The organism is Pseudomonas sp. GB2N2 (genome assembly GCF_054897705.1).
Genome location: NZ_CM142701.1, coordinates 4,859,861 through 4,878,746, shown reverse-complemented (window position 1 = coordinate 4,878,746; position 18,886 = coordinate 4,859,861). Strand labels below are relative to the sequence as shown.

The 18,886-nt window shown below is 61.7% G+C and carries 15 protein-coding genes; 6 read left to right on the top strand and 9 right to left on the bottom strand.

The window, feature by feature from the left end; genetic code table 11:
• Window positions 1-2: 2 nt before the first annotated feature.
• Together mutM and ACYZT4_RS22550 are read right to left on the bottom strand one after the other, a co-directional pair.
• Window positions 3-815, bottom strand: coding sequence for a bifunctional DNA-formamidopyrimidine glycosylase/DNA-(apurinic or apyrimidinic site) lyase (mutM, locus tag ACYZT4_RS22555; RefSeq protein WP_461983043.1), 813 nt, complete (start codon window positions 813-815; stop codon window positions 3-5).
• Between the two features lie 53 nt (window positions 816-868).
• Window positions 869-1,684, bottom strand: coding sequence for an HDOD domain-containing protein (locus ACYZT4_RS22550; protein WP_461988766.1), 816 nt, complete (start codon window positions 1,682-1,684; stop codon window positions 869-871).
• A 226-nt stretch (window positions 1,685-1,910) separates the two neighbouring features.
• Between ACYZT4_RS22550 and ACYZT4_RS22545 the strand changes: the two genes are divergently transcribed.
• The 3 genes from ACYZT4_RS22545 (at window position 1,911) to ilvD (ending at window position 6,635) form a co-directional block, all read left to right on the top strand.
• Window positions 1,911-3,107, top strand: a complete 1,197-nt coding sequence (locus ACYZT4_RS22545) for a class I SAM-dependent rRNA methyltransferase (RefSeq protein ID WP_461983042.1) — start codon at window positions 1,911-1,913, stop codon at window positions 3,105-3,107.
• A 206-nt stretch (window positions 3,108-3,313) separates the two neighbouring features.
• Window positions 3,314-4,513, top strand: a complete 1,200-nt coding sequence (locus ACYZT4_RS22540; protein ID WP_461983041.1) for a Bcr/CflA family efflux MFS transporter — start codon at window positions 3,314-3,316, stop codon at window positions 4,511-4,513.
• Between the two features lie 280 nt (window positions 4,514-4,793).
• Window positions 4,794-6,635 carry a dihydroxy-acid dehydratase gene (ilvD, locus tag ACYZT4_RS22535; RefSeq protein ID WP_461983040.1) on the top strand — a complete coding sequence of 614 codons (1,842 nt, stop codon included), beginning with the start codon at window positions 4,794-4,796 and terminating at the stop codon, window positions 6,633-6,635.
• Window positions 6,636-6,838: 203 nt separating this feature from the next.
• Here the strand turns inward: ilvD and ACYZT4_RS22530 are convergent, their stop codons facing one another.
• Window positions 6,839-7,906 (bottom strand): HAD family hydrolase, encoded by a 1,068-nt coding sequence (locus ACYZT4_RS22530; protein WP_461983039.1) that lies wholly within the window; start codon window positions 7,904-7,906, stop codon window positions 6,839-6,841.
• Between the two features lie 239 nt (window positions 7,907-8,145).
• On the opposite strand from ACYZT4_RS22530, the gene ACYZT4_RS22525 reads away from it, so the two are divergent.
• Window positions 8,146-9,537 (top strand): L-cystine transporter, encoded by a 1,392-nt coding sequence (locus tag ACYZT4_RS22525; protein WP_461983038.1) that lies wholly within the window; start codon window positions 8,146-8,148, stop codon window positions 9,535-9,537.
• A gap of 88 nt (window positions 9,538-9,625) precedes the next feature.
• On the opposite strand, the gene ACYZT4_RS22520 is transcribed toward ACYZT4_RS22525, so the two are convergent.
• Window positions 9,626-10,138 carry a dihydrofolate reductase gene (locus ACYZT4_RS22520; protein ID WP_461983037.1) on the bottom strand — a complete coding sequence of 171 codons (513 nt, stop codon included), beginning with the start codon at window positions 10,136-10,138 and terminating at the stop codon, window positions 9,626-9,628.
• A 99-nt stretch (window positions 10,139-10,237) separates the two neighbouring features.
• Between ACYZT4_RS22520 and ACYZT4_RS22515 the strand changes: the two genes are divergently transcribed.
• Entirely contained in the window at window positions 10,238-11,608 is a 1,371-nt protein-coding gene (locus ACYZT4_RS22515) for a DUF2868 domain-containing protein (protein WP_461983036.1), read from the top strand.
• Complete coding sequence (locus ACYZT4_RS22510) at window positions 11,601-12,977, top strand: GTPase/DUF3482 domain-containing protein (RefSeq protein WP_461983035.1); 1,377 nt, start codon at window positions 11,601-11,603, stop codon at window positions 12,975-12,977. The genes ACYZT4_RS22515 and ACYZT4_RS22510 overlap by 8 nt, the downstream gene beginning before the upstream one ends.
• Before the next feature lie 91 nt (window positions 12,978-13,068).
• Here ACYZT4_RS22510 and ACYZT4_RS22505 read toward each other — a convergent pair whose 3' ends face one another.
• The 5 genes from ACYZT4_RS22505 to ACYZT4_RS22485 form a co-directional block, all read right to left on the bottom strand.
• Entirely contained in the window at window positions 13,069-13,626 is a 558-nt protein-coding gene (locus tag ACYZT4_RS22505) for a phosphonate degradation HD-domain oxygenase (protein ID WP_461983034.1), read from the bottom strand.
• Window positions 13,626-14,759 carry a TIGR03364 family FAD-dependent oxidoreductase gene (locus tag ACYZT4_RS22500; protein ID WP_461983033.1) on the bottom strand — a complete coding sequence of 378 codons (1,134 nt, stop codon included), beginning with the start codon at window positions 14,757-14,759 and terminating at the stop codon, window positions 13,626-13,628. The genes ACYZT4_RS22505 and ACYZT4_RS22500 overlap by 1 nt, the downstream gene beginning before the upstream one ends.
• Window positions 14,760-14,904: 145 nt before the next feature.
• Entirely contained in the window at window positions 14,905-15,930 is a 1,026-nt protein-coding gene (locus ACYZT4_RS22495) for a putative 2-aminoethylphosphonate ABC transporter substrate-binding protein (protein WP_461983032.1), read from the bottom strand.
• 39 nt (window positions 15,931-15,969) lie between these two features.
• Window positions 15,970-17,694, bottom strand: coding sequence for a putative 2-aminoethylphosphonate ABC transporter permease subunit (locus ACYZT4_RS22490; RefSeq protein WP_461983031.1), 1,725 nt, complete (start codon window positions 17,692-17,694; stop codon window positions 15,970-15,972).
• Window positions 17,694-18,770: a putative 2-aminoethylphosphonate ABC transporter ATP-binding protein gene (locus tag ACYZT4_RS22485; RefSeq protein ID WP_461983030.1), complete on the bottom strand. Its 1,077-nt coding sequence runs from the start codon at window positions 18,768-18,770 to the stop codon at window positions 17,694-17,696. The genes ACYZT4_RS22490 and ACYZT4_RS22485 overlap by 1 nt, the downstream gene beginning before the upstream one ends.
• Window positions 18,771-18,886: the final 116 nt, after the last annotated feature.

Here is an 18,886-nt window from a genome sequence, read left to right as displayed (position 1 = left end):
CCTCAGCTCTGACAACGCGGGCAAAACACACTGGCGCGCTGCCCGAGTTTGACGTCCCGCAACTCCGTCCCGCAGACCTTGCACGGCTGGCTGCCGCGCCCATACACGAACAATTCCTGCTGAAAATAACCAGGCTGGCCATCGCCACCGATAAAGTCGCGCAACGTAGTGCCACCCCGCTCAATGGCGGCGGCCAGGATGCGTTTGATCTCGATCGCCAGCTTCAGATAGCGCGCCCGGGAGATGCTCTTGGCCTCGCGACGGGGGTCGATACCGGCGGCGAACAACGCTTCGGTCGCGTAGATGTTGCCGACGCCGACCACCACCGCGTTGTCCATGATGAACGGCTTGACCGCCATCGAACGCCCGCGGGATTGCTGGAACAGGCGTTCGCCGTCGAACAGGGCAGTCAACGGCTCCGGGCCGAGACGAATCAGCAATTCGTGGTTGAGCGGGTCGAGACTCCAGAGCATCGCGCCAAAGCGTCGCGGGTCGGTGTAGCGCAGCGCCAGGCCCGACTCCAGTTCGATGTCCACATGCTCGTGCTTGGCGGCCGGCAGGCCAGCTTCCACCAGGCGCAAATTGCCCGACATGCCCAGATGGCTGATCAGCGTGCCCACTTCGGCGTTGATCAGCAGGTACTTGGCGCGCCGTTCCACCAGCACAATGCGCTGGCCGGAGAGCCGCACGTCGAGGTCTTCAGGGATCGGCCAGCGCAGCCGGCGATCACGCACGATCACCCGGCTGACGCGCTGGCCTTCCAGATGCGGGGCGATCCCGCGGCGGGTGGTTTCGACTTCCGGCAGTTCAGGCATGGCACTCTCGAATCAGGTTCTCGAATCAAGCTCGCACATCAAGCCCTCAATGCTCAGCGGTGAGCGCCGAGGTCGCGAATCGTTTGCTTGAGGGTTTCGAAGTCGTAATCCGACAGGCCGACGTAATCGAGCACCAGCGACGAAATGCTGTCCCACTCGTGGTCCTCGTTCTGGTTGCCCAGTACCCGGTAGGACGCGCAAATGTGCTCGGCCATTTTCAGGATCGCCAGCAGGTTTTTCAGCTGACTGTTGCGGGAAGACTCGTCGCTGAAAATCGCCAGTGCATTGTGGTGATTGGCGATCGCGGCGCTGACGTGTTCCGGCAGGCGCCAGGATTTAGCCGTGTAATAGCCGACCACCGCATGGTTGGTATTGAACACTCGATTCTCGGTGTCCACTACCCGGCACTCCGCGCTCGCGTTGGCGTAGGCCTCTTCAAGTGTCTTCATGTACTCAGGGAATTTCTGCAGCATCAGCGGTACGCCGCAATCGTGGAACAGACCGAGGGCATAGGCTTCATCGCCGGGCTGAACGCCGATGCGCTTGGCCAGGGTCAGGCAGGTCATCGCCACGTCTTGAGCCGTGTCCCAGAAACGGTTCAGGGTGACGATGGTGTCATCGTTCATTTCTCCCTTGATCGACTGCGCGTTGATCAGGTTGATGATCGAACGGCTGCCCAGCAGGTTCACCGCGCGCTGGATCGAGGTGATCTTGTTGGTCAGGCCGTAATACGGCGAGTTGACGATTTTCAACAAGGAACCCGAGAGGCCCGGGTCCTGGGAGATCAGTTTGGCGATCGTCTCCAGGTCCGGGTCGGGCATGTACTGCTCCATCTGCAGATCCACCATGATCTGCGGCTGCGCCGGCACGCTGATGCCTTGCAGGGACTGTTGGATCTGTTCGGTGGTCAGCTCTTGGGACATAAGTACACACTCTTGGACAGGCGCCGATTCTAACCCTTATAAAGTTGGATCCGACAGGTCGGCCTGCGCGATCTTTTCAGCACCATCACGAAACCACCTGCGTTCATCGCCCTCCCGGCCCGCAGCCACCCTCAACGCGCTATACTCCCGCTCTTTTTTCCGGAGCGACGTCATGTCCCTGCCTAGCCTGCGCCTCAAAGCCAACGCCGACCGTCGCCTGCGAAACGGCCACTTGTGGGTCTACAGCAACGAAATCGATGTCGCCGCGACCCCTTTGCACGGCTTCAAGGCCGGTGACCAGGCGATCCTCGAAGCCGCCGGTGGCAAGCCGCTGGGCATCGTCGCCATGAGCCCGAACAACCTGATCTGCGCTCGTCTGCTGTCGCGCGACATCAAGTTGCCGCTGGACAAGTCGTTGCTGGTACACCGCCTGAACGTCGCCCTGTCCCTGCGCGATCGCCTGTTCGACAAGCCGTTCTATCGCCTGGTCTACGGAGATTCCGACCTGTTGCCAGGTCTGGTAGTCGACCGTTTCGGCGACATCCTGGTGGTGCAGATCGCTTCGGCAACCATGGAAGCGCATAAAGACGACGTGATCGCGGCGCTGACCCAAGTGCTCAAGCCAAGCGGCATTTTGTTCAAGAACGACTCCGCCGCCCGCGACGCCGAAGGGCTCAACCGCTACGTCGAAACCGTGTTCGGCCTGGTGCCGGAGTGGGTAGCGCTGGAAGAGAACGGCGTGAAATTCGAAGCCCCGGTCATTCAGGGTCAGAAAACCGGCTGGTTCTACGACCACCGCATGAACCGCGCACGCCTGGCCCCTTACGCCAAAGGCAAGCGCGTCCTCGACCTGTACAGCTACATTGGCGGCTGGGGCGTGCAAGCGGCTGCGTTCGGCGCCAGTGAAGTGTTCTGCGTCGACGCTTCGGCCTTCGCCCTCGACGGCGTCGAGCGCAACGCCGCACTGAACGGTGTCGCCGAGAAAATGACCTGCATCGAAGGCGACGTCTTCGAAGCCCTCAAAGAACTGAAAGCCAGCGAAGAACGTTTCGACGTGATCGTGGCCGACCCGCCGGCGTTCATCAAGCGCAAGAAAGACATGAAAAACGGCGAAGGCGCCTACCGTCGCCTGAACGAGCAAGCCATGCGCCTGCTCAGCAAGGACGGCATCCTCGTCAGCGCCTCGTGCTCGATGCACCTGCCGGAAGACGACCTGCAAAACATCCTGCTGAACAGCGCCCGCCACCTGGACCGCAACATCCAGATGCTGGAACGCGGCGGCCAGGGCCCGGATCACCCGGTGCACCCGGCGATTGCTGAAACGCGTTACATCAAGAGCATCACTTGCCGGTTGCTGCCAAACAGCTAACCACACAAAACCACTGTAGGAGCGAGCTCGCTCGCGATGGTCGTCAACGATAACGCTGGCAGCCTGACTCTCCGCGTCGCCTGTTCGTTTTTCGCGAGCAGGCTCGCTCCTACAATGGATTCGGAACAGTCCCACACCTTCTGCATTGACTTCCCCGTTCCTCAAGTCAACTCTCGTTCCCCCCTCACGGAACGAGAGCGTTGTTGATGAATACTTCCGCGCACACCACAAAAAAATCCTCACTCATCCTGCTGTTGATGACGATGACGCTACTGGGCGTTTTCCCGCTCGACGTCGTACTCCCCTCCTTCCCCGCGCTCACTGACTACTTCCGGACCACCGCGTCCAACATTGCGCTGTCCGTCAGCCTGTTCGCCATCGGCCTCGGGCTATCCGTGGTGCTGGTCGGACCGCTGTCGGACTTGTGGGGGCGCAAAAACCTTTTGTTGACCGGTATCGCCGTCTCGATAGTTGGTGCAGCCGGTTGCCTGGTTTCCAGCGAATACAGCTGGTTCCTGGTGTTTCGCGTGATTCAGGCCGTAGGTTGCGGGTCCTTCGTACTCTCGCAGGCGTTGATTCAGGATTTGTTCGTCGGCAAGGAACAGGAGCGAATCAGGATCTGGATGACCACCGGCGCCGGGGTGTTCATTTCCCTATCGCCGCTGCTCGGCACCTGGCTGCAGATGCATCTGGGCTGGCACGGCAGCTTCTCTGTCTTTATCACGCTGGCCGTCATTGTCTGGCTGAGGGTTGCCGTCCTGCTCAAGGAAACCCCGCGCGGTTGCAACGCCTCACACGGCGGCTTTTTCAATGCTTACTGGCGGCTGTGTTCCGATCTGCGATTCATGGGCTACTGGCTGATTTCAGCGTTGGCCTTTGCCTGCCATTTTTCATTCATCGTCATGTCGCCGATCATTTTCATGGAGCGCCTGGCACTTTCGCCCTACGAATTCGCCTGGACATTGTTGCTGTATGGCGTGGCCTATGTGTTCGGCGGCATCGTCGCCAGCGCGCTGCATCGGCGGCTGCCGGCCCATTTGCAGATCGTCATCGGCCTGGGGCTGATCGCACTGTCGGGATTGGTCATGCTGTGGCTGGCGAATCAGTTCGGGCTGACTGCGGCGGCGGTGCTGATCCCCATGCTCATGTGTACCGCCGGCACCACCATTGCCCGGCCCATCGCCAATTCCAAAGCCATGACCCTCTATCCACAAGATGCCGGCACGTCCTCGTCGGTCGGCGGCGTGATGGTCTTCATGTGCGGCGGCGTGATCAGCGTGGTGGTCAACCTGGCATCCGAAGACCTGAGTACGGCGCTGGCCATGTGTTTCCTCGTCTTGAGCGCCGCGGGCCTTGTCGTGAATGCGTTGATCACGCAACGCAATCCTGCATTGAACGTGAGCTGAGGTGCTGAAAACAGAGCGGGAGATTGCGCTGCTTACGCATCCGCACGTCTCGTTAGCGCCGTCTCGGCACGTCCCGGCATTCCCTCCCGCCGTCAGCCGTGTAGAATCGCGACATTCATCGCCAGTCATCCCCCGGCGGGTTTATGAGCTCAAGCTGAAGCGCGCGGCGATCCCGCAAAGTTATCGGCAACTTCCGGACACACGGCCATTTCTGAGTGTTCCAGACGTCAATAGAAGCTCACTTCCCTTTTGATACCTGATTAGCCGCCCGGAGTGCTTCATGCCTGATTACCGCTCGAAAACATCCACCCACGGCCGCAACATGGCCGGCGCCCGCGCACTGTGGCGCGCCACGGGGATGAAAGATGACGACTTCAAAAAGCCGATCATCGCCATTGCCAACTCGTTCACCCAGTTCGTACCGGGCCACGTCCACCTCAAGGACCTCGGCCAACTGGTCGCCCGCGAGATCGAACGCGCTGGCGGCGTGGCCAAGGAATTCAACACCATCGCTGTCGATGACGGCATCGCCATGGGCCACGACGGCATGCTGTATTCGCTGCCGAGCCGCGAGATCATCGCCGACTCCGTCGAGTACATGGTCAACGCCCACTGCGCCGATGCCATCGTCTGCATCTCCAACTGCGACAAGATTACCCCCGGCATGCTGATGGCGGCCCTGCGCCTGAATGTCCCGGTGATCTTCGTCTCCGGCGGCCCGATGGAAGCCGGCAAGACCAAACTCGCCAGCCACGGTCTCGACCTCGTCGACGCCATGGTGATCGCCGCCGACTCCACCGCTTCTGACGAGAAAGTCGCCGAGTACGAGCGCAGCGCCTGCCCGACGTGCGGCTCGTGCTCCGGCATGTTCACCGCCAACTCGATGAACTGCCTGGTTGAAGCCCTGGGCCTGGCGTTGCCGGGCAACGGTTCGACCCTCGCCACCCACAGCGACCGCGAGCAGCTGTTCTTGCAGGCCGGCCGCACCATCGTCGAGCTGTGCAAGCGTTACTACCACGACAACGATGAGTCGGTGTTGCCGCGCAATATCGCCAACTTCAAGGCGTTCGAAAACGCCATGACGCTGGACATCGCCATGGGCGGTTCCACCAACACTATCCTGCACTTGCTGGCTGCGGCCCAGGAAGCCGAGATCGATTTCGACCTGCGCGACATCGACCGTCTCTCCCGCCATGTGCCGCAACTGTGCAAAGTCGCGCCGAACATCCAGAAGTACCACATGGAAGACGTGCACCGTGCCGGCGGGATCTTCAGCATCCTCGGTTCGCTGGCCCGTGGCGGCCTGCTGCACACTGACCTGCCGACCGTGCACAGCAAGACCCTGGCCGAAGGCATCGCCAAGTGGGACATCACCCAGACCGACGACGAAGCGGTGCATCACTTCTTCAAGGCAGGTCCGGCGGGCATCCCGACGCAAACCGCGTTCAGCCAGTCGACCCGCTATGAAACCCTGGACGACGACCGTGAAAACGGCTGCATCCGCAGCGTCGAACACGCTTACTCGAAAGAAGGCGGCCTGGCCGTTCTCTACGGCAACATTGCCGTGGACGGCTGCGTGGTGAAAACCGCCGGCGTCGACGAGTCGATCCACGTGTTCGAAGGCAACGCAAAAATCTTCGAAAGCCAGGACAGCGCCGTACGCGGCATCCTCGCGGATGAAGTGAAGGCCGGCGACATCGTGATCATCCGTTACGAAGGCCCGAAAGGCGGCCCGGGCATGCAGGAAATGCTCTACCCGACGTCGTACCTGAAATCCAAAGGCCTGGGCAAAGATTGCGCCCTGCTCACCGACGGCCGTTTCTCCGGCGGCACCTCGGGCCTGTCCATCGGCCATGCCTCGCCAGAGGCTGCCGCCGGTGGCGCGATTGGCCTGGTGCAGGACGGCGACAAAGTGCTGATCGACATTCCGAACCGCTCGATCAACCTGTTGATCAGCGACGAAGAAATGGCCGGGCGCCGTGCCGAGCAGGATCAGAAAGGCTGGAAGCCTGTGGAAAAACGTCCACGCAAGGTGACCACCGCGCTCAAGGCCTACGCCCTGCTGGCGACCAGCGCCGACAAGGGCGCCGTGCGTAACAAGGCGATGCTTGACGGGCTGTAAGGCTTAACCGTCGAACAAAAAATACCCCGCCAAGTGCGGGGTATTTTTTTGGGCACGGCTCGGTCAACTGTAGGAGCTAGCCTGCTCGCGAAGCACGCAAAGACGCCGGGTTAAATCAGACAGTAAGCGTCATCGTTAACGCCCATCGCGAGCAGGCTCGCTCCTACAGGGGGATGTGCGGTGACCACAGGTTCAATTCGGGCTTACTGGATTTCTTCAGGCTTCACGATCACCCAATTCTTGTCCGCCGTGACCGGCAGCCCTTCCTTGGCCTGGGCCGCAGCATGCTTGGCCATCATGCCGGTAATCTGGGTCATGTATTTGTCTTTGCGGTTGACCCACAAGTGGATGCCGCCCTTTGCCACGTCGACGCTGTGGAACAGCATGTAGCCATCGCTGCTCGGGGTATCGCCGCCGACCAGCACCGGTTTTTTCCACTCGTCGATGTAGGTCAGGATCGCCGCTTGCTTGCCAGCCATCCAGGTTGCCGGGGTCCACAGGTAAGGGGTCAGTTCGAGGCCGAGATTGGCCTTCTCGTCATACTTGCCAGCGGTGATTTGCTTGCGCGCGGTGGTCAGCTCGCCGGACTTCTTGTCCTTGAGCAGCAAGCTCACGCCGATAACGTTTTGCGGTTTGACGTTGTAGCCGTACTGCGGATCGGAAGCGACCATGCGCACCAGCTCTTCCGAGGCGGCGGTCATCACGTAGACCTCGATGCCGTTTTCCATCAGCTTGTTGTACAGCTCGGCCTGGCCAGTGAAGACTTTTGGCGGGTTGACGTCGAGCGTCTTGACCACGTCGCCTTCGTAATAGGTGGCCGGCACCGGTTTTCCGGAGGCCATTAATTCGTCGACGTAGCCCTTGAGCTCCTGGAGCGTAAACCCGGAGAACACTTGGGCGACCCATGGATAACACACCATGTCGTCGATTTCGCAGAGGCGGTAGTAGTAGCTGAACAGGCTTTCCTTGTGGTCGGCGGTGTCCTTGAACGGAATCAGTTTCAGGGAGGGATCGAGTTTCTCGCGGGTGATCAGGCCCTTGTTTTCCATGTACGGCAGCAACGACTCTTCGAGGTCATAGCGGTAACTGGTGTTGTCCATGTCGAACACCGCGTAGTTACCCTTATTGGCGTTGGCCGCGATCATCGCGTCCAGTGCCTTGGCCTGATCGGCCGGCCAATGCTTCAAATCCGTGGCGAAGGCCTGGCCGGAGAGGCCAATACCCAAACTCAATCCCAGTGCAGCGAGCAGAAATTTCGGTGCGAGTCTCATGACAGTTCTCCCTGATTCAAAGACACCGACGCTAACAAATATCTGTGACAGTCCTCGCCTGTCAGCGACCGCTCACGTTCCTTTCGCGTCAGCTGCATCCTGGACAGCGACACCGGCTTATTCCAAAAACGACAGTCATCCAACTTTTTTGATATTAATTCATTGAAAATCAAGCTGTTAGGCTTGCCGGTTCGAAGTCACGCAAGAAAGTGACTGGCACAAGTCTTAATGGAGTGTTCATGAATCTGCCGCTGATGCTCAATCTGCTGGTGTTCCTCGCCCTGCTCTTCGGCCTGGCGCAAACCCGTAACACGACGTGGAGCCTGGCGAAAAAAGTGTTGCTCGCGTTGGTGTTGGGCGTGGTGTTCGGTGTTGCGTTGCACGCGATTTATGGTGCCGGCAACCCGGTGCTTAAGGCCTCGATCAGCTGGTTCGATCTGGTGGGCAACGGTTACGTGCAGTTGCTGCAAATGATCGTGATCCCACTGGTCTTCGCTTCGATCCTCAGCGCCGTGGCACGGCTGCACAACGCGTCGTCGCTGGGCAAGATCAGCTTCCTGACCATCGGCACGTTGCTGTTCACCACCGCCATCGCAGCGTTGATCGGCATCGGCCTGACCAACCTGTTCGGCCTGACCGCTGAAGGTCTGGTCGCCGGCACCCAGGAAATGGCCCGTCTGCAAACCATTCAGACCGACTACGCGGGCAAGGTCGCCGACCTGAATGTGCCGCAGTTGCTGCTGTCGTTCATCCCGCAGAACCCGTTCGCCGACCTGGCTCGCGCGAAGCCGACGTCGATCATCAGCGTGGTGATTTTCGCCGCGTTCCTTGGCGTCGCCGCGCTGCAACTGCTGAAGGATGATGTCGAGAAAGGTCAGAAAGTGATCAACGCCATCGACACCCTGCAAGCCTGGGTCATGCGCTTGGTGCGTTTGGTGATGAAGCTGACCCCGTACGGCGTGCTGGCGCTGATGACCAAAGTGGTCGCCGGCTCCAACCTGCAAGACATCATCAAGCTCGGCAGTTTTGTCGTGGTGTCGTACATCGGCCTGGGCCTGATGTTTGTGGTCCATGGCGTGCTGGTGTCGGCGGCAGGGATCAACCCGCTGCGTTTCTTCCGCAAGATCTGGCCGGTGCTGACCTTTGCGTTCACCAGCCGTTCGAGTGCGGCGACAATTCCGCTGAGCATCGAAGCGCAGACCAGCCGTCTGGGCATCCCACAATCCATCGCCAGTTTCGCCGCTTCGTTCGGCGCGACCATTGGCCAGAATGGCTGCGCCGGTCTGTACCCGGCGATGTTGGCTGTGATGGTGGCGCCGACCGTGGGCATCAACCCGCTGGACCCGCTGTGGATCGCGACGCTGGTGGCGATTGTGACGCTGAGTTCGGCCGGTGTGGCCGGGGTTGGCGGTGGCGCGACGTTTGCGGCGCTGATCGTGTTGCCGGCGATGGGGTTGCCGGTGTCATTGGTGGCGTTGCTGATTTCGGTCGAGCCGCTGATCGATATGGGGCGTACGGCGCTGAACGTGAGCGGTTCGATCACGGCCGGGGCGATCACCAGCCAGATCATGCAGCAGACCGACAAGGCGCTGCTGGATGCGGATGAGCATTCGGAGTTGGCGCAGGCTTGAATAGCGCCTGACAGACCGCTATCGCGAGCAGGCTCACTCCTACATTGGAATGAGTTCCCCTGTAGGAGTGAGCCTGCTCGCGATGCTTTTAAGCCTTTTCCCAAACCTCGAAGCTGTACGCCGGCTTATCCCCTTGCGCCGCATTTGGTGTATCAGACACTAACTTCCATTCAGTCAAATCAAACTCCGGAAACCACGCATCCCCTTCCGGGCTCAACGCCACGCGTGTCAGATACAACCGATCCGCCTGCGCCAGGCCTTGCGCATACAACTGCGCCCCGCCAATCAGCATCAGCTCATCAACGCCCTGTTCTTTCGCCCATTCCTCGGCGCGAACCACGGCAGCCTCCAGCGACGGATAAACCTCGGCGCCTTCCAGCACCAGATCGGCCTGACGGCTGACCACGAGGTTCAACCGGCCCGGCAGCGGACGGCCGAGGGAATCCCAGGTCTTGCGACCCATGATGATCGGCTTGCCCAGGGTGGTGGCCTTGAAGTATTTGAAATCCCCCGGCAAGTGCCAGGGCATGCTGTTGTCGACGCCGATCACGCGGTTTTCACCGAGGGCTGCGATCAGGCTGAGGGGGAGTGATTTAGTCATGCCGGCGAGGATACCAGAGGCTCAGCTTCTCGCAACGTAGCCCCCCGACCAGCGCCACAGCGGTTATGCTCACAGCTCAATTGAGCGACGGGATGCCGCGTGACTGAACTGAATAACCTCTGGCTCACGGAAACCATTCGCCTGCGTGAAGAACACGCCGGCGCCCTGGATGATCTGGAAGCCAACCGACTGGCCCGAGCGGCGGGCGGCGACTTGCCGGCACGCATTCAACGGCGGGCATTGTGGCTGGCCGAGCGCGATGGCTTGAGTGAAGCCCTCAGACACTGGCTGCAAGGTGCGCGGTTGGCGCTGATCGTCATGGCAGTGCTGGCGGTGGTCAGCGGCAGCGGCCTGGCGTTTGCCGCTCTGGGCGACGGGCAAACTGCGGTGAATGTGTTCTGGGCCTTGGGCAGTTTGCTTGGGGTGAACCTGATTCTGCTACTGAGCTGGGCGCTGGGCCTGGTGTTCACTGGCGAGCACGGCGCGACGCTGGGCCGCTTGTGGTTGTGGCTCAGCGAAAAACTCGCCCGCGACGCTAAAGCCGCGCAACTGGCACCGGCGTTGCTGTTATTACTGCAACGCCAGAAACTCAATCGCTGGGCGCTCGGCTTACTGGTCAACAGCCTGTGGTCGCTGGCGATGCTGAGCGCGCTGGTCATTCTACTGATGCTGATGGCGACCCGGCGTTATGGCTTCGTCTGGGAAACCACCCTGCTCAGCGCCGACACTTTCGTGGCCATGACGAAGGCACTGGGCACCCTGCCCGCCTTGCTGGGGTTCAACGTGCCGACGGTGGAGATGATCCGCGCCAGCGGCGATGCCGCGCTGAACATCGAAAGCGCTCGTCAGGCCTGGGCAACGTGGCTGGTCGGCGTGCTGGTGGTTTACGGCGTGGTGCCGCGCCTGCTCCTGGCGCTGTTCTGCCTGTGGCGCTGGAAGCGCGGCCGCGCCAATCTGCATCTTGACCTGAACCTGCCTGGCTACGCGCAACTGCGCGAACGCCTGATGCCCAGCAGCGAACGCCTGGGCATCAGCGATGCCGCGCCGGAACATCTGCATCGCGTGGAAAGCACCGTCAGTGAATTGCACAGCGACGGCGCGCTGCTGGTGGCCATCGAGCTGGACGATCAACGCCCATGGCCGCCGCCCCTGCCGAAAAACGTCAGCGACGCCGGCATTCTCGACAGCCGCGAATCGCGCAACAAACTGCTGGAACAGCTCAGCCGTTTCCCGCCCGCGCGCCTGGCCGTCGCCTGCGATCCACGGCGCTCGCCGGATCGCGGCAGCCTCGCGCTGATCGCCGAACTGGCGCGCAACGCCAGCGCCACCCGCGTCTGGTTGCTGCAAGCGCCCACCGGCGAAGCGCTGGATGCCGCGCGTCTTGGCGACTGGCACGTGGCGTTGCAACAGCTTGAACTGCCATTCGCTGATTGCGCGCCCTTGAACTGGCTGGAGACCGGTCATGACTAATCCGTGGAAACCACCGTTGAAGCTCGCCGTGGTGGGCCACACCAACGTCGGCAAGACCTCGTTGCTGCGCACGCTGACCCGGGATGTCGGCTTCGGCGAGGTCTCCCATCGCCCCAGCACCACGCGCCACGTCGAAGGCGCGCGGTTGTCGGTGGACGGCGAGCCCCTGCTCGACCTGTTCGACACTCCGGGACTGGAAGACGCCATCGCCCTGCTCGACTACCTCGAACGCCTGGAGCGTCCCGGCGAACGTCTCGACGGCCCGGCGCGACTGGTACGTTTTCTTGAAGGCAGTGAAACGCGGCAACGGTTCGAACAGGAGGCCAAGGTGCTGCGGCAACTGCTCACCTGCGACGCTGGCCTCTATGTGATCGACGCCCGCGAACCGGTGTTGGCCAAATACCGCGACGAACTGGAAGTGCTGGCCAGCTGCGGCAAACCGTTGCTGCCGGTGTTGAATTTTGTCAGCAGCGCCAACCACCGCGAACCGGACTGGCGTGAGGCGCTGGCACGTCTGGGCCTGCACGCCCTGGTACGTTTCGACAGCGTGGCGCCGCCGGAAGATGGCGAGCGCCGGCTGTATGAAAGCCTCGCCCTGCTGCTGGAAAACTCCCGCGAACAACTGCAACGTCTGATCGCTGATCAACAGGCCCAGCGTCTGGCGCGGCAGCACAGCGCGGCGCGCTTGATTGCCGAATTATTGATCGATTGCGCAGCGTGTCGGCGCAGCGTGGTCAGCGATGCCGAACAGGAACAGCAGGCCATCAGCGAACTGCGCAAAGCGGTTCGCCAACGTGAGCAACGCTGCGTCGAAGCCCTGCTCAAGCTCTACGCCTTTCGCCCGCACGATGCGGCGGCCAGTGATCTGCCGCTGCTCGATGGCCGCTGGGGCGACGACCTGTTCAACCCGGAGACCCTCAAGCAACTCGGCGTGCGGGTCGGCGGTGGTATCGCGGCCGGCGCGGCAGCCGGCGCCGGGGTGGATCTGCTGGTCGGCGGCCTGACCCTCGGCGCGGCGGCACTGGCCGGCGCGATTGCCGGCGGCGCCCTGCAAACCGCCCGCAGCTATGGCAGCCGGTTGCTCGGCAAGATCAAGGGGCAGCGCGAGTTGACGGTGGATGACAGCGTGTTGCGGCTGTTGGCGTTGCGGCAGCGGCAGTTGTTGCAGGCACTGAATGCGCGGGGGCATGCGGCGATGGACAGCATCCAGGTCGCCACGCCGCAGGACAAGAGCTGGCGCGAAGGCAAGTTGCCCGAGGCGCTGAACAAGGCTCGGGCGCATCCGCAATGGTCATCGCTGAATCCGCATCCTAAATTGAGTCAAGCGGAGCGCCAGGAGCAGGTTGAGGTGTTGGCGCAGCAGCTTTGAGTTGTGTGGTGCCTGAGGCGGCCCCATCGCGAGCAGGCTCACTCCTACAGGGATACGCGGACTCCTTTGGGCGCAACTCGGTTCCAGGTGTTTACGCCGCCAACAACCGCAAAGCCTTGACCTTCAACACGTCGAGATCAATCACCGGTACCCACATTTCCTTGGCCAGTTCATCCCACTGGCGCATGCGCAAACTCACCGCGCATAACGGGTCCTGCTCGAACGCCTCAGCCTCTTCAGCGCTCATCATGCCGCCCTGGAATTCCAGGGTTCGACGGCTCGCTTCGCTCAATCGCTCGTAGTACCCCGGCTCCTTGAGCGTCAGATAACGCTTGGCCTGCACGTGGTATTCCACCAGCCGCGCCATGCGTTCGCTGAAACCGGCGCGGCGCAGGTAATCGGCGCCCAGCCGTTCGTGGCTGGCCACACCGAAACCGTCCATGTTCTCGGTGCTCTCGGTGCAGATATGGCCGATGTCGTGGAAGAACGCGGCCAGCACCACTTCGTCGTCGTAGCCTTCCGCGATGGCCAGTTCGGCGGCCTGGGACATGTGCTCGATCTGCGACACCGGCTCACCGATGTAGTCAATGTCGCCAAAGCGTTCGTAGAGCGCGAACACCTGGTCGATCACCTGCGCATGACGGTCCATCACAGCTCTCCCAATACAGTCGCGACGTTACGTTCGGCCATCGCCGGCCCCACGCTCATGCCGACGCCAGTGTGCATCAGTGCCACGCTCACGCCCGGCATCGGCCGCAGGAACGAGAACGGTCCCGGCCCCCGTGCACCATAGACACCCTGCCAGCGCTCGACCACCTGCACCTTGCAGCCCAAGGTCTGTTCGGCCAGTTCGATCATCCAGTCATCCACCTGTTCGGCGTTGAAGGGCGAGGCGTCGCTGCCGTAGCGGTGGGAATCGCCGATGATCAGTTCGCCGTAAGGCGTCGGGCTGATCAGCAGGTGAATGCCGTTTTCGTGCAGGTGCGGTTGCTCGCGCACGATCTGCGCCTGCACCGCCGCCGCTTCCGGCAGATCGGCAAACGCGCCGTAATGCACGCAACTCAAACCGGTGAGCAGCGCGTGTTGCAGGTTGAGGTTGATGTGCGGGCGGGCGCGGAGCATTTGCAGGCGACAGATTTGCGGATCGAGTTTGGCGATCGGTTCGGCGAGCAAGGTCTGATAATCGTGGCCGGAGCAGACGATGATCTGCTCCGCGCTGAAGCTGCCGGCGGTGCTGTGCAGACTTCCGGGTTCGATGTCGCGCACGAGGGTGGAGAAGTGAAACTCGACGTTCATTTCCCGGCGCAGGTAATCGATCAACGCCGGAATCGCTTCTCGGGAATACAGTTGCTGGTCGTCCATGCCGTGCAATGCGGCGCGGTGATGGCTGAACTGGCCGGCGTATAAATCGCGCAAGGCAGCCTCGCGCAGCAGTTCGACGCGGTAGCCGTGCTCTTTGGCGCGACCGGCGCAGAAGGCTTCCAGTAATTGCTCTTCGGCTTCGGTGCGGGCGAACAAATATGAGCCGTTGCGCTTGAGTTGCAGGCCGGCGAGTTGCGCCCATTGGCCCCAGATTTCACGGCTGGCTTTCGCCAGTTCGAGCATCGGGCCAGGTGGCTGGCCCGTGACGAGGGCCTGGCCGAAGTTGCGGACCGAGGCGCCAAGCGGAGTTGCGCTACGTTCGAAGACCGTGACCTTGAGGCCGCGTCTGGCGGCGGCGTAGGCGTGGGACAGGCCGAGAATGCCGGCGCCTACGATCAGCATGTCGTTGTGGTGTGTCATGGAGGTTTTGTCCTGAATTCAAGACCGCTATCGCGAGCAGGCTCACTCCCACATTTGATCGGGGATAACCCGCAATCCCCATCCCCTGGAGATCCAATGTAGGAGTGAGCCTGCTCGCGATGAGGCCCTTCAGCCGATAAAGATCTTACTTGGCAACCACTTTCTCGGACTTGCCGTCATAACGCTTGCGCCATTCGGTCAGGATTTCATCGCGATTCTTCGAGGCCCAGGCAAAGTCATTCTTGATCAGGCGCTGCTCATAATCCGCCGGCAATTCGGTCTGCGGCTTGGCAATCCCTGGCTGAGCAAGCACTGCGAAGTTCTCTTTATAAAGATCCATCGCCGCCGGGCTGGCCGAGAAGTCCGCCAGTTTCTTCGCCGCGTCTTCGTGCGGCGTACCCTTGATCACGGCGGTCGCTTCGATCTCCCAGCCCAGGCCTTCTTTCGGCAGGATGATGTCCAGCGGTGCGCCCTGGCGCTTCAACTGTACCGCTGGATATTCGAAGGAAATGCCGATCGGGAATTCACCGGACGCCGCCAGTTTGCAAGGCTTGGAACCGGAGTGAACGTACTGGCCGATGTTCTGGTGCAGGTCGTCCATGTACTGCCAGCCCTGCTTCTCGCCGAATGTTTGCAGCCAGGCGCTGACGTCGAGGAAACCGGTGCCGGACGACGCCGGGTTCGGCATCACGATCTTGCCTTTGTACTCAGGCTTGGTCAGGTCCTGCCAACTGACAGGTTTGGTCAAACCCTGCTTCTCGGCTTCGACAGTGTTGAAGCAAATGGTCGCGGCCCAGACGTCCATGCCGACCCAGGCCGGCGGATTGGCGGCGTCGCGGTAATTGCCGCCGATCTTGCCCAGGTCCTTAGGCGCGTAGCTTTGCAGCATGCCTTGCTGATCGAGGATCGCCAGGCTCGACGCCGCCAGGCCCCAGACTGCATCAGCCTGCGGACGGGCTTTTTCGGCCAGCAGTTTGGCGGTGATGATGCCGGTGGAATCGCGCACCCACTTGATCTCGACGTCCGGGTTGGCCTTCTCGAAGGCGTCCTTGTAGGTCTTCAGTTGTTCGGCTTCGAGGGCGGTGTACACCGTCAACTCGGTTTTCGCCGCGAAGGCGTTCAGGCTGAAAGCGGTAAGGACAGCAGCGGCCAGGGCCAGGGGCTTGAACATGATCTTTTCCTGTTTTGAGTTGAGGTGCGGGAGTGGAAATCAGTGGCCGGGCGCGGTCTGCCGCCAGGCCTGGGAGCGGCGCAGCAAACCGCGCGAAGCCCAGGCCAGCAGCAGGGACACGCCCGCCGAGGTGAACAGAATCAGAGTCGACATCGCCGCCGCGCCGCCGACGTTGCCGGCGTCATCCATGTTCAGCACCGCCACCGCCGCGAGGATGGTGTCGGGGCTGTAGAGGAAGATCGCCGCCGAGACAGTGGTCATGGCCGAGACGAACAGGTAGCGCACGATGTCCAGCAGCGCCGGCAGGCAGATCGGCACGGTGACGCGCAGGTAATGCCGATACAACGGCGCCTTGAGCGACAGCGCGGCGGCTTCGAACTCGGCGTCGAGCTGGCGCAGCGCGGTGGTCGCGGTCATTTGCGCGGTGGTCAAATAGTGCGCAATGGTGCAGACCACCAACAGGGTCATGGTGCCGTAGAGCACATGCAGCGGATTGCCGTTGAGGTTGAAGAAGAAGACGTAACCCAAACCCAGCACCAGGCCCGGCACCGCCATCGGCACGAAACTGAGCATGCGCAGGGCCAGGTTCAGGCCGCGCTGGCCCTTGGTTTTTTCCATCAGATAAGCGCCGGTGAAGATCAGCACGCTGCCGATCAACGCCGTGCACAACGCCATCTTCACGCTGTTGCCATAGGCCAGCCAGCCGCCGCCGGCCGTGTCGTTGAACTGGTAGTGGTTGAGCGACAGCGACAGGTTGTACGGCCAGAACTTCACCAGCGACGAGAACACCGCCATGCCGAACACCAGCAACAACGCCGCGCAGATCAGCAGCACAATGGCCAGATAGCAACCGTCGCGAAGTGTCGACGGCGCCGGTTGAAAGACTTGCGCGCGACCGCTCATGGAATCGCCGTGACGCCGACGCAACCAGGCATCGACGCCGAAGCTGAACAGCGCCGGCAGCAGCAAGACCATGCCGATCAACGCGCCGCGTCCAAATTGTTGCTGGCCGACCACGGCTTTGTAGGCTTCCAGCGCCAGTACCTGATAGTCGCCACCGACCACCACCGGCACGCCGAAGTCGGTGATGGTCAGGGTGAACACCAGACAAAACGCGGCGAACACTGCTTGGCGGGTTGCCGGCCAGGTGATGCTGCGGAAGGCTTTGGCCGGACTGGCGCCCATGCTCGACGCGGCATCGAACAGACGCGCATCCGCCAGGGACAGCGCCGACAGCAGAATCATCAAGGCGTGTGGGAAGGTGTAGATGACCTCGCCCAGGACAATGCCCCAGAAGCCGTAGATGTTGTCCGAGAGCAAACCACGCAACATACCCTGGTTGCCGAACAGATAAACCAGCGCAATACCCGGCAGCATCGACGGCGCCATCAATGGCAACAATGACATCCCACGCCAGATGCCCTTGCCGGGAATCAACGTGCGCTGCAGCGCGTAGGCAAACAGGTAAGCCAGCGGTACGACGATGGCCGCAACGCTGAGGGAAACTTTCAGGCTATTGCCGAGCAACCAGTGGAAATTCGCACTCGTAACCAGCTCGCGGGCAGCCACCAGACCGCCGCCCTGCCCGGCCTCGGCACTGAAGCCGCGCCAGAAGATCGCCAGTAATGGCATCAACACCGCGAGGCCGAGCAGCACCAGCAACAGGACTTTGCCACCCACCACGAACACCCGGTCGCCGATCTCGGCACGGGACGTCCGCCGAACCTGCTTGTGCGGTATCGGCAGCGCGATGTTCGCGCTCATCAGGCAAACACCTGCAGGCTGCGCGGTGGCAAGGCGACCATGATCTGCTGCGCACCGAGGCGTGGCATGGCTTCCGGTGCCACTTCAGCCAGCAGGGCATGACCCGGCAATTGATCGAGTTCGAAGCTCATACGGCAGCGGTTGCCGAGGAAAGTGATTTCACGCACCTTGGCCGGGAACAGGTTTTCTTCGTGCACCAGCGGATTGACATTGATCGCCTCGGGCCGGCAGAACAACCGGCCCGACGCAGTCTTCGCACTACCATCGGCCAGGCGCATGTTCATCCCGCCGACTTGCGCATGGCTGTCGCTGCTGCGCTGGAACGGCAGCCAGTTGCCCTGGCCGACAAATTCCGCCACGAATGGCGTGGCCGGTCGGTTGTAGATGTCCTGCGGCGAGGCGTATTGCTCGACCTTGCCGTTGTTCATCACGGCGATGCGGTCGGCCATCAACATGGCCTCGTCCTGATTGTGGGTGACCATCAGCGTGGTGACGCCGAGGTTGCGTTGCAATTGGCGCAGTTCGGTGCACAGATGCTCGCGGACCCGGGCGTCAAGGGCCGACATCGGTTCGTCCAGCAGCAACAACGAAGGCGCCGGCGCCAAGGCTCGAGCCAGTGCAACTCGCTGCTGCTGGCCGCCGGACAATTGGCCGGGGTACTTTTTCTCGCTGCCGGTCAGGCCGACCAGTTCCAGCATCTGACCGACACGCTTGCGCACTTCGTCGCGACCGCTGCCGGCGAGGCCGTAGGCAATGTTCGCTTCGACGGTGAGATTGGGGAACAGCGCGTAGGACTGAAACAGAATTCCGTAGTCCCGGGCTTGCGGAGCGAGGTGGGAAACGTTGCGATCGCCGAGGTACAACTCGCCGCTGTCCTGCTTCTCCAGACCGGCGATGCAGCGCAGCAAGGTGGTTTTGCCGCACCCCGACGGGCCCAGCAGGCACACCAGCTCACCGGCCGCCACGTCGAGGGACACGTTGTCCAGGGCGGTGAACGCGCCGAAGCGTTTCTGCACGCCACGCACCTTCATCGGGGCGCCGGGGTTGGTCAGGGCAGTTGCGATCGAGTGGTTCATGGACGGGCCTCTTCAAGCTGATGGAGGCCATCCTAGGGATGTAATGCGTCCGTCATGTGGCAGTGAGGCCAAAACGGCTGATAGTGGTATTCAGAGATTTGGGTTGAGTGATGGGT

Bases quoted from the DNA above. Each gene is read 5' to 3' on its own strand.
- ACYZT4_RS22510 (WP_461983035.1), top strand. From the start codon at position 11,601: ATGACTAATCCGTGGAAACCACCGTTGAAGCTCGCCGTGGTGGGCCAC.
- ACYZT4_RS22520 (WP_461983037.1), bottom strand. From the start codon at position 10,138: ATGACTAAATCACTCCCCCTCAGCCTGATCGCAGCCCTCGGTGAAAAC.
- ACYZT4_RS22525 (WP_461983038.1), top strand. From the start codon at position 8,146: ATGAATCTGCCGCTGATGCTCAATCTGCTGGTGTTCCTCGCCCTGCTC.
- mutM (WP_461983043.1), bottom strand. From the start codon at position 815: ATGCCTGAACTGCCGGAAGTCGAAACCACCCGCCGCGGGATCGCCCCG.
- ACYZT4_RS22495 (WP_461983032.1), bottom strand. From the start codon at position 15,930: ATGTTCAAGCCCCTGGCCCTGGCCGCTGCTGTCCTTACCGCTTTCAGC.
- ACYZT4_RS22490 (WP_461983031.1), bottom strand. From the start codon at position 17,694: ATGAGCGCGAACATCGCGCTGCCGATACCGCACAAGCAGGTTCGGCGG.
- ACYZT4_RS22505 (WP_461983034.1), bottom strand. From the start codon at position 13,626: ATGGACCGTCATGCGCAGGTGATCGACCAGGTGTTCGCGCTCTACGAA.
- ACYZT4_RS22500 (WP_461983033.1), bottom strand. From the start codon at position 14,759: ATGACACACCACAACGACATGCTGATCGTAGGCGCCGGCATTCTCGGC.
- ACYZT4_RS22540 (WP_461983041.1), top strand. From the start codon at position 3,314: ATGAATACTTCCGCGCACACCACAAAAAAATCCTCACTCATCCTGCTG.
- ACYZT4_RS22485 (WP_461983030.1), bottom strand. From the start codon at position 18,770: ATGAACCACTCGATCGCAACTGCCCTGACCAACCCCGGCGCCCCGATG.
- ilvD (WP_461983040.1), top strand. From the start codon at position 4,794: ATGCCTGATTACCGCTCGAAAACATCCACCCACGGCCGCAACATGGCC.
- ACYZT4_RS22530 (WP_461983039.1), bottom strand. From the start codon at position 7,906: ATGAGACTCGCACCGAAATTTCTGCTCGCTGCACTGGGATTGAGTTTG.
- ACYZT4_RS22545 (WP_461983042.1), top strand. From the start codon at position 1,911: ATGTCCCTGCCTAGCCTGCGCCTCAAAGCCAACGCCGACCGTCGCCTG.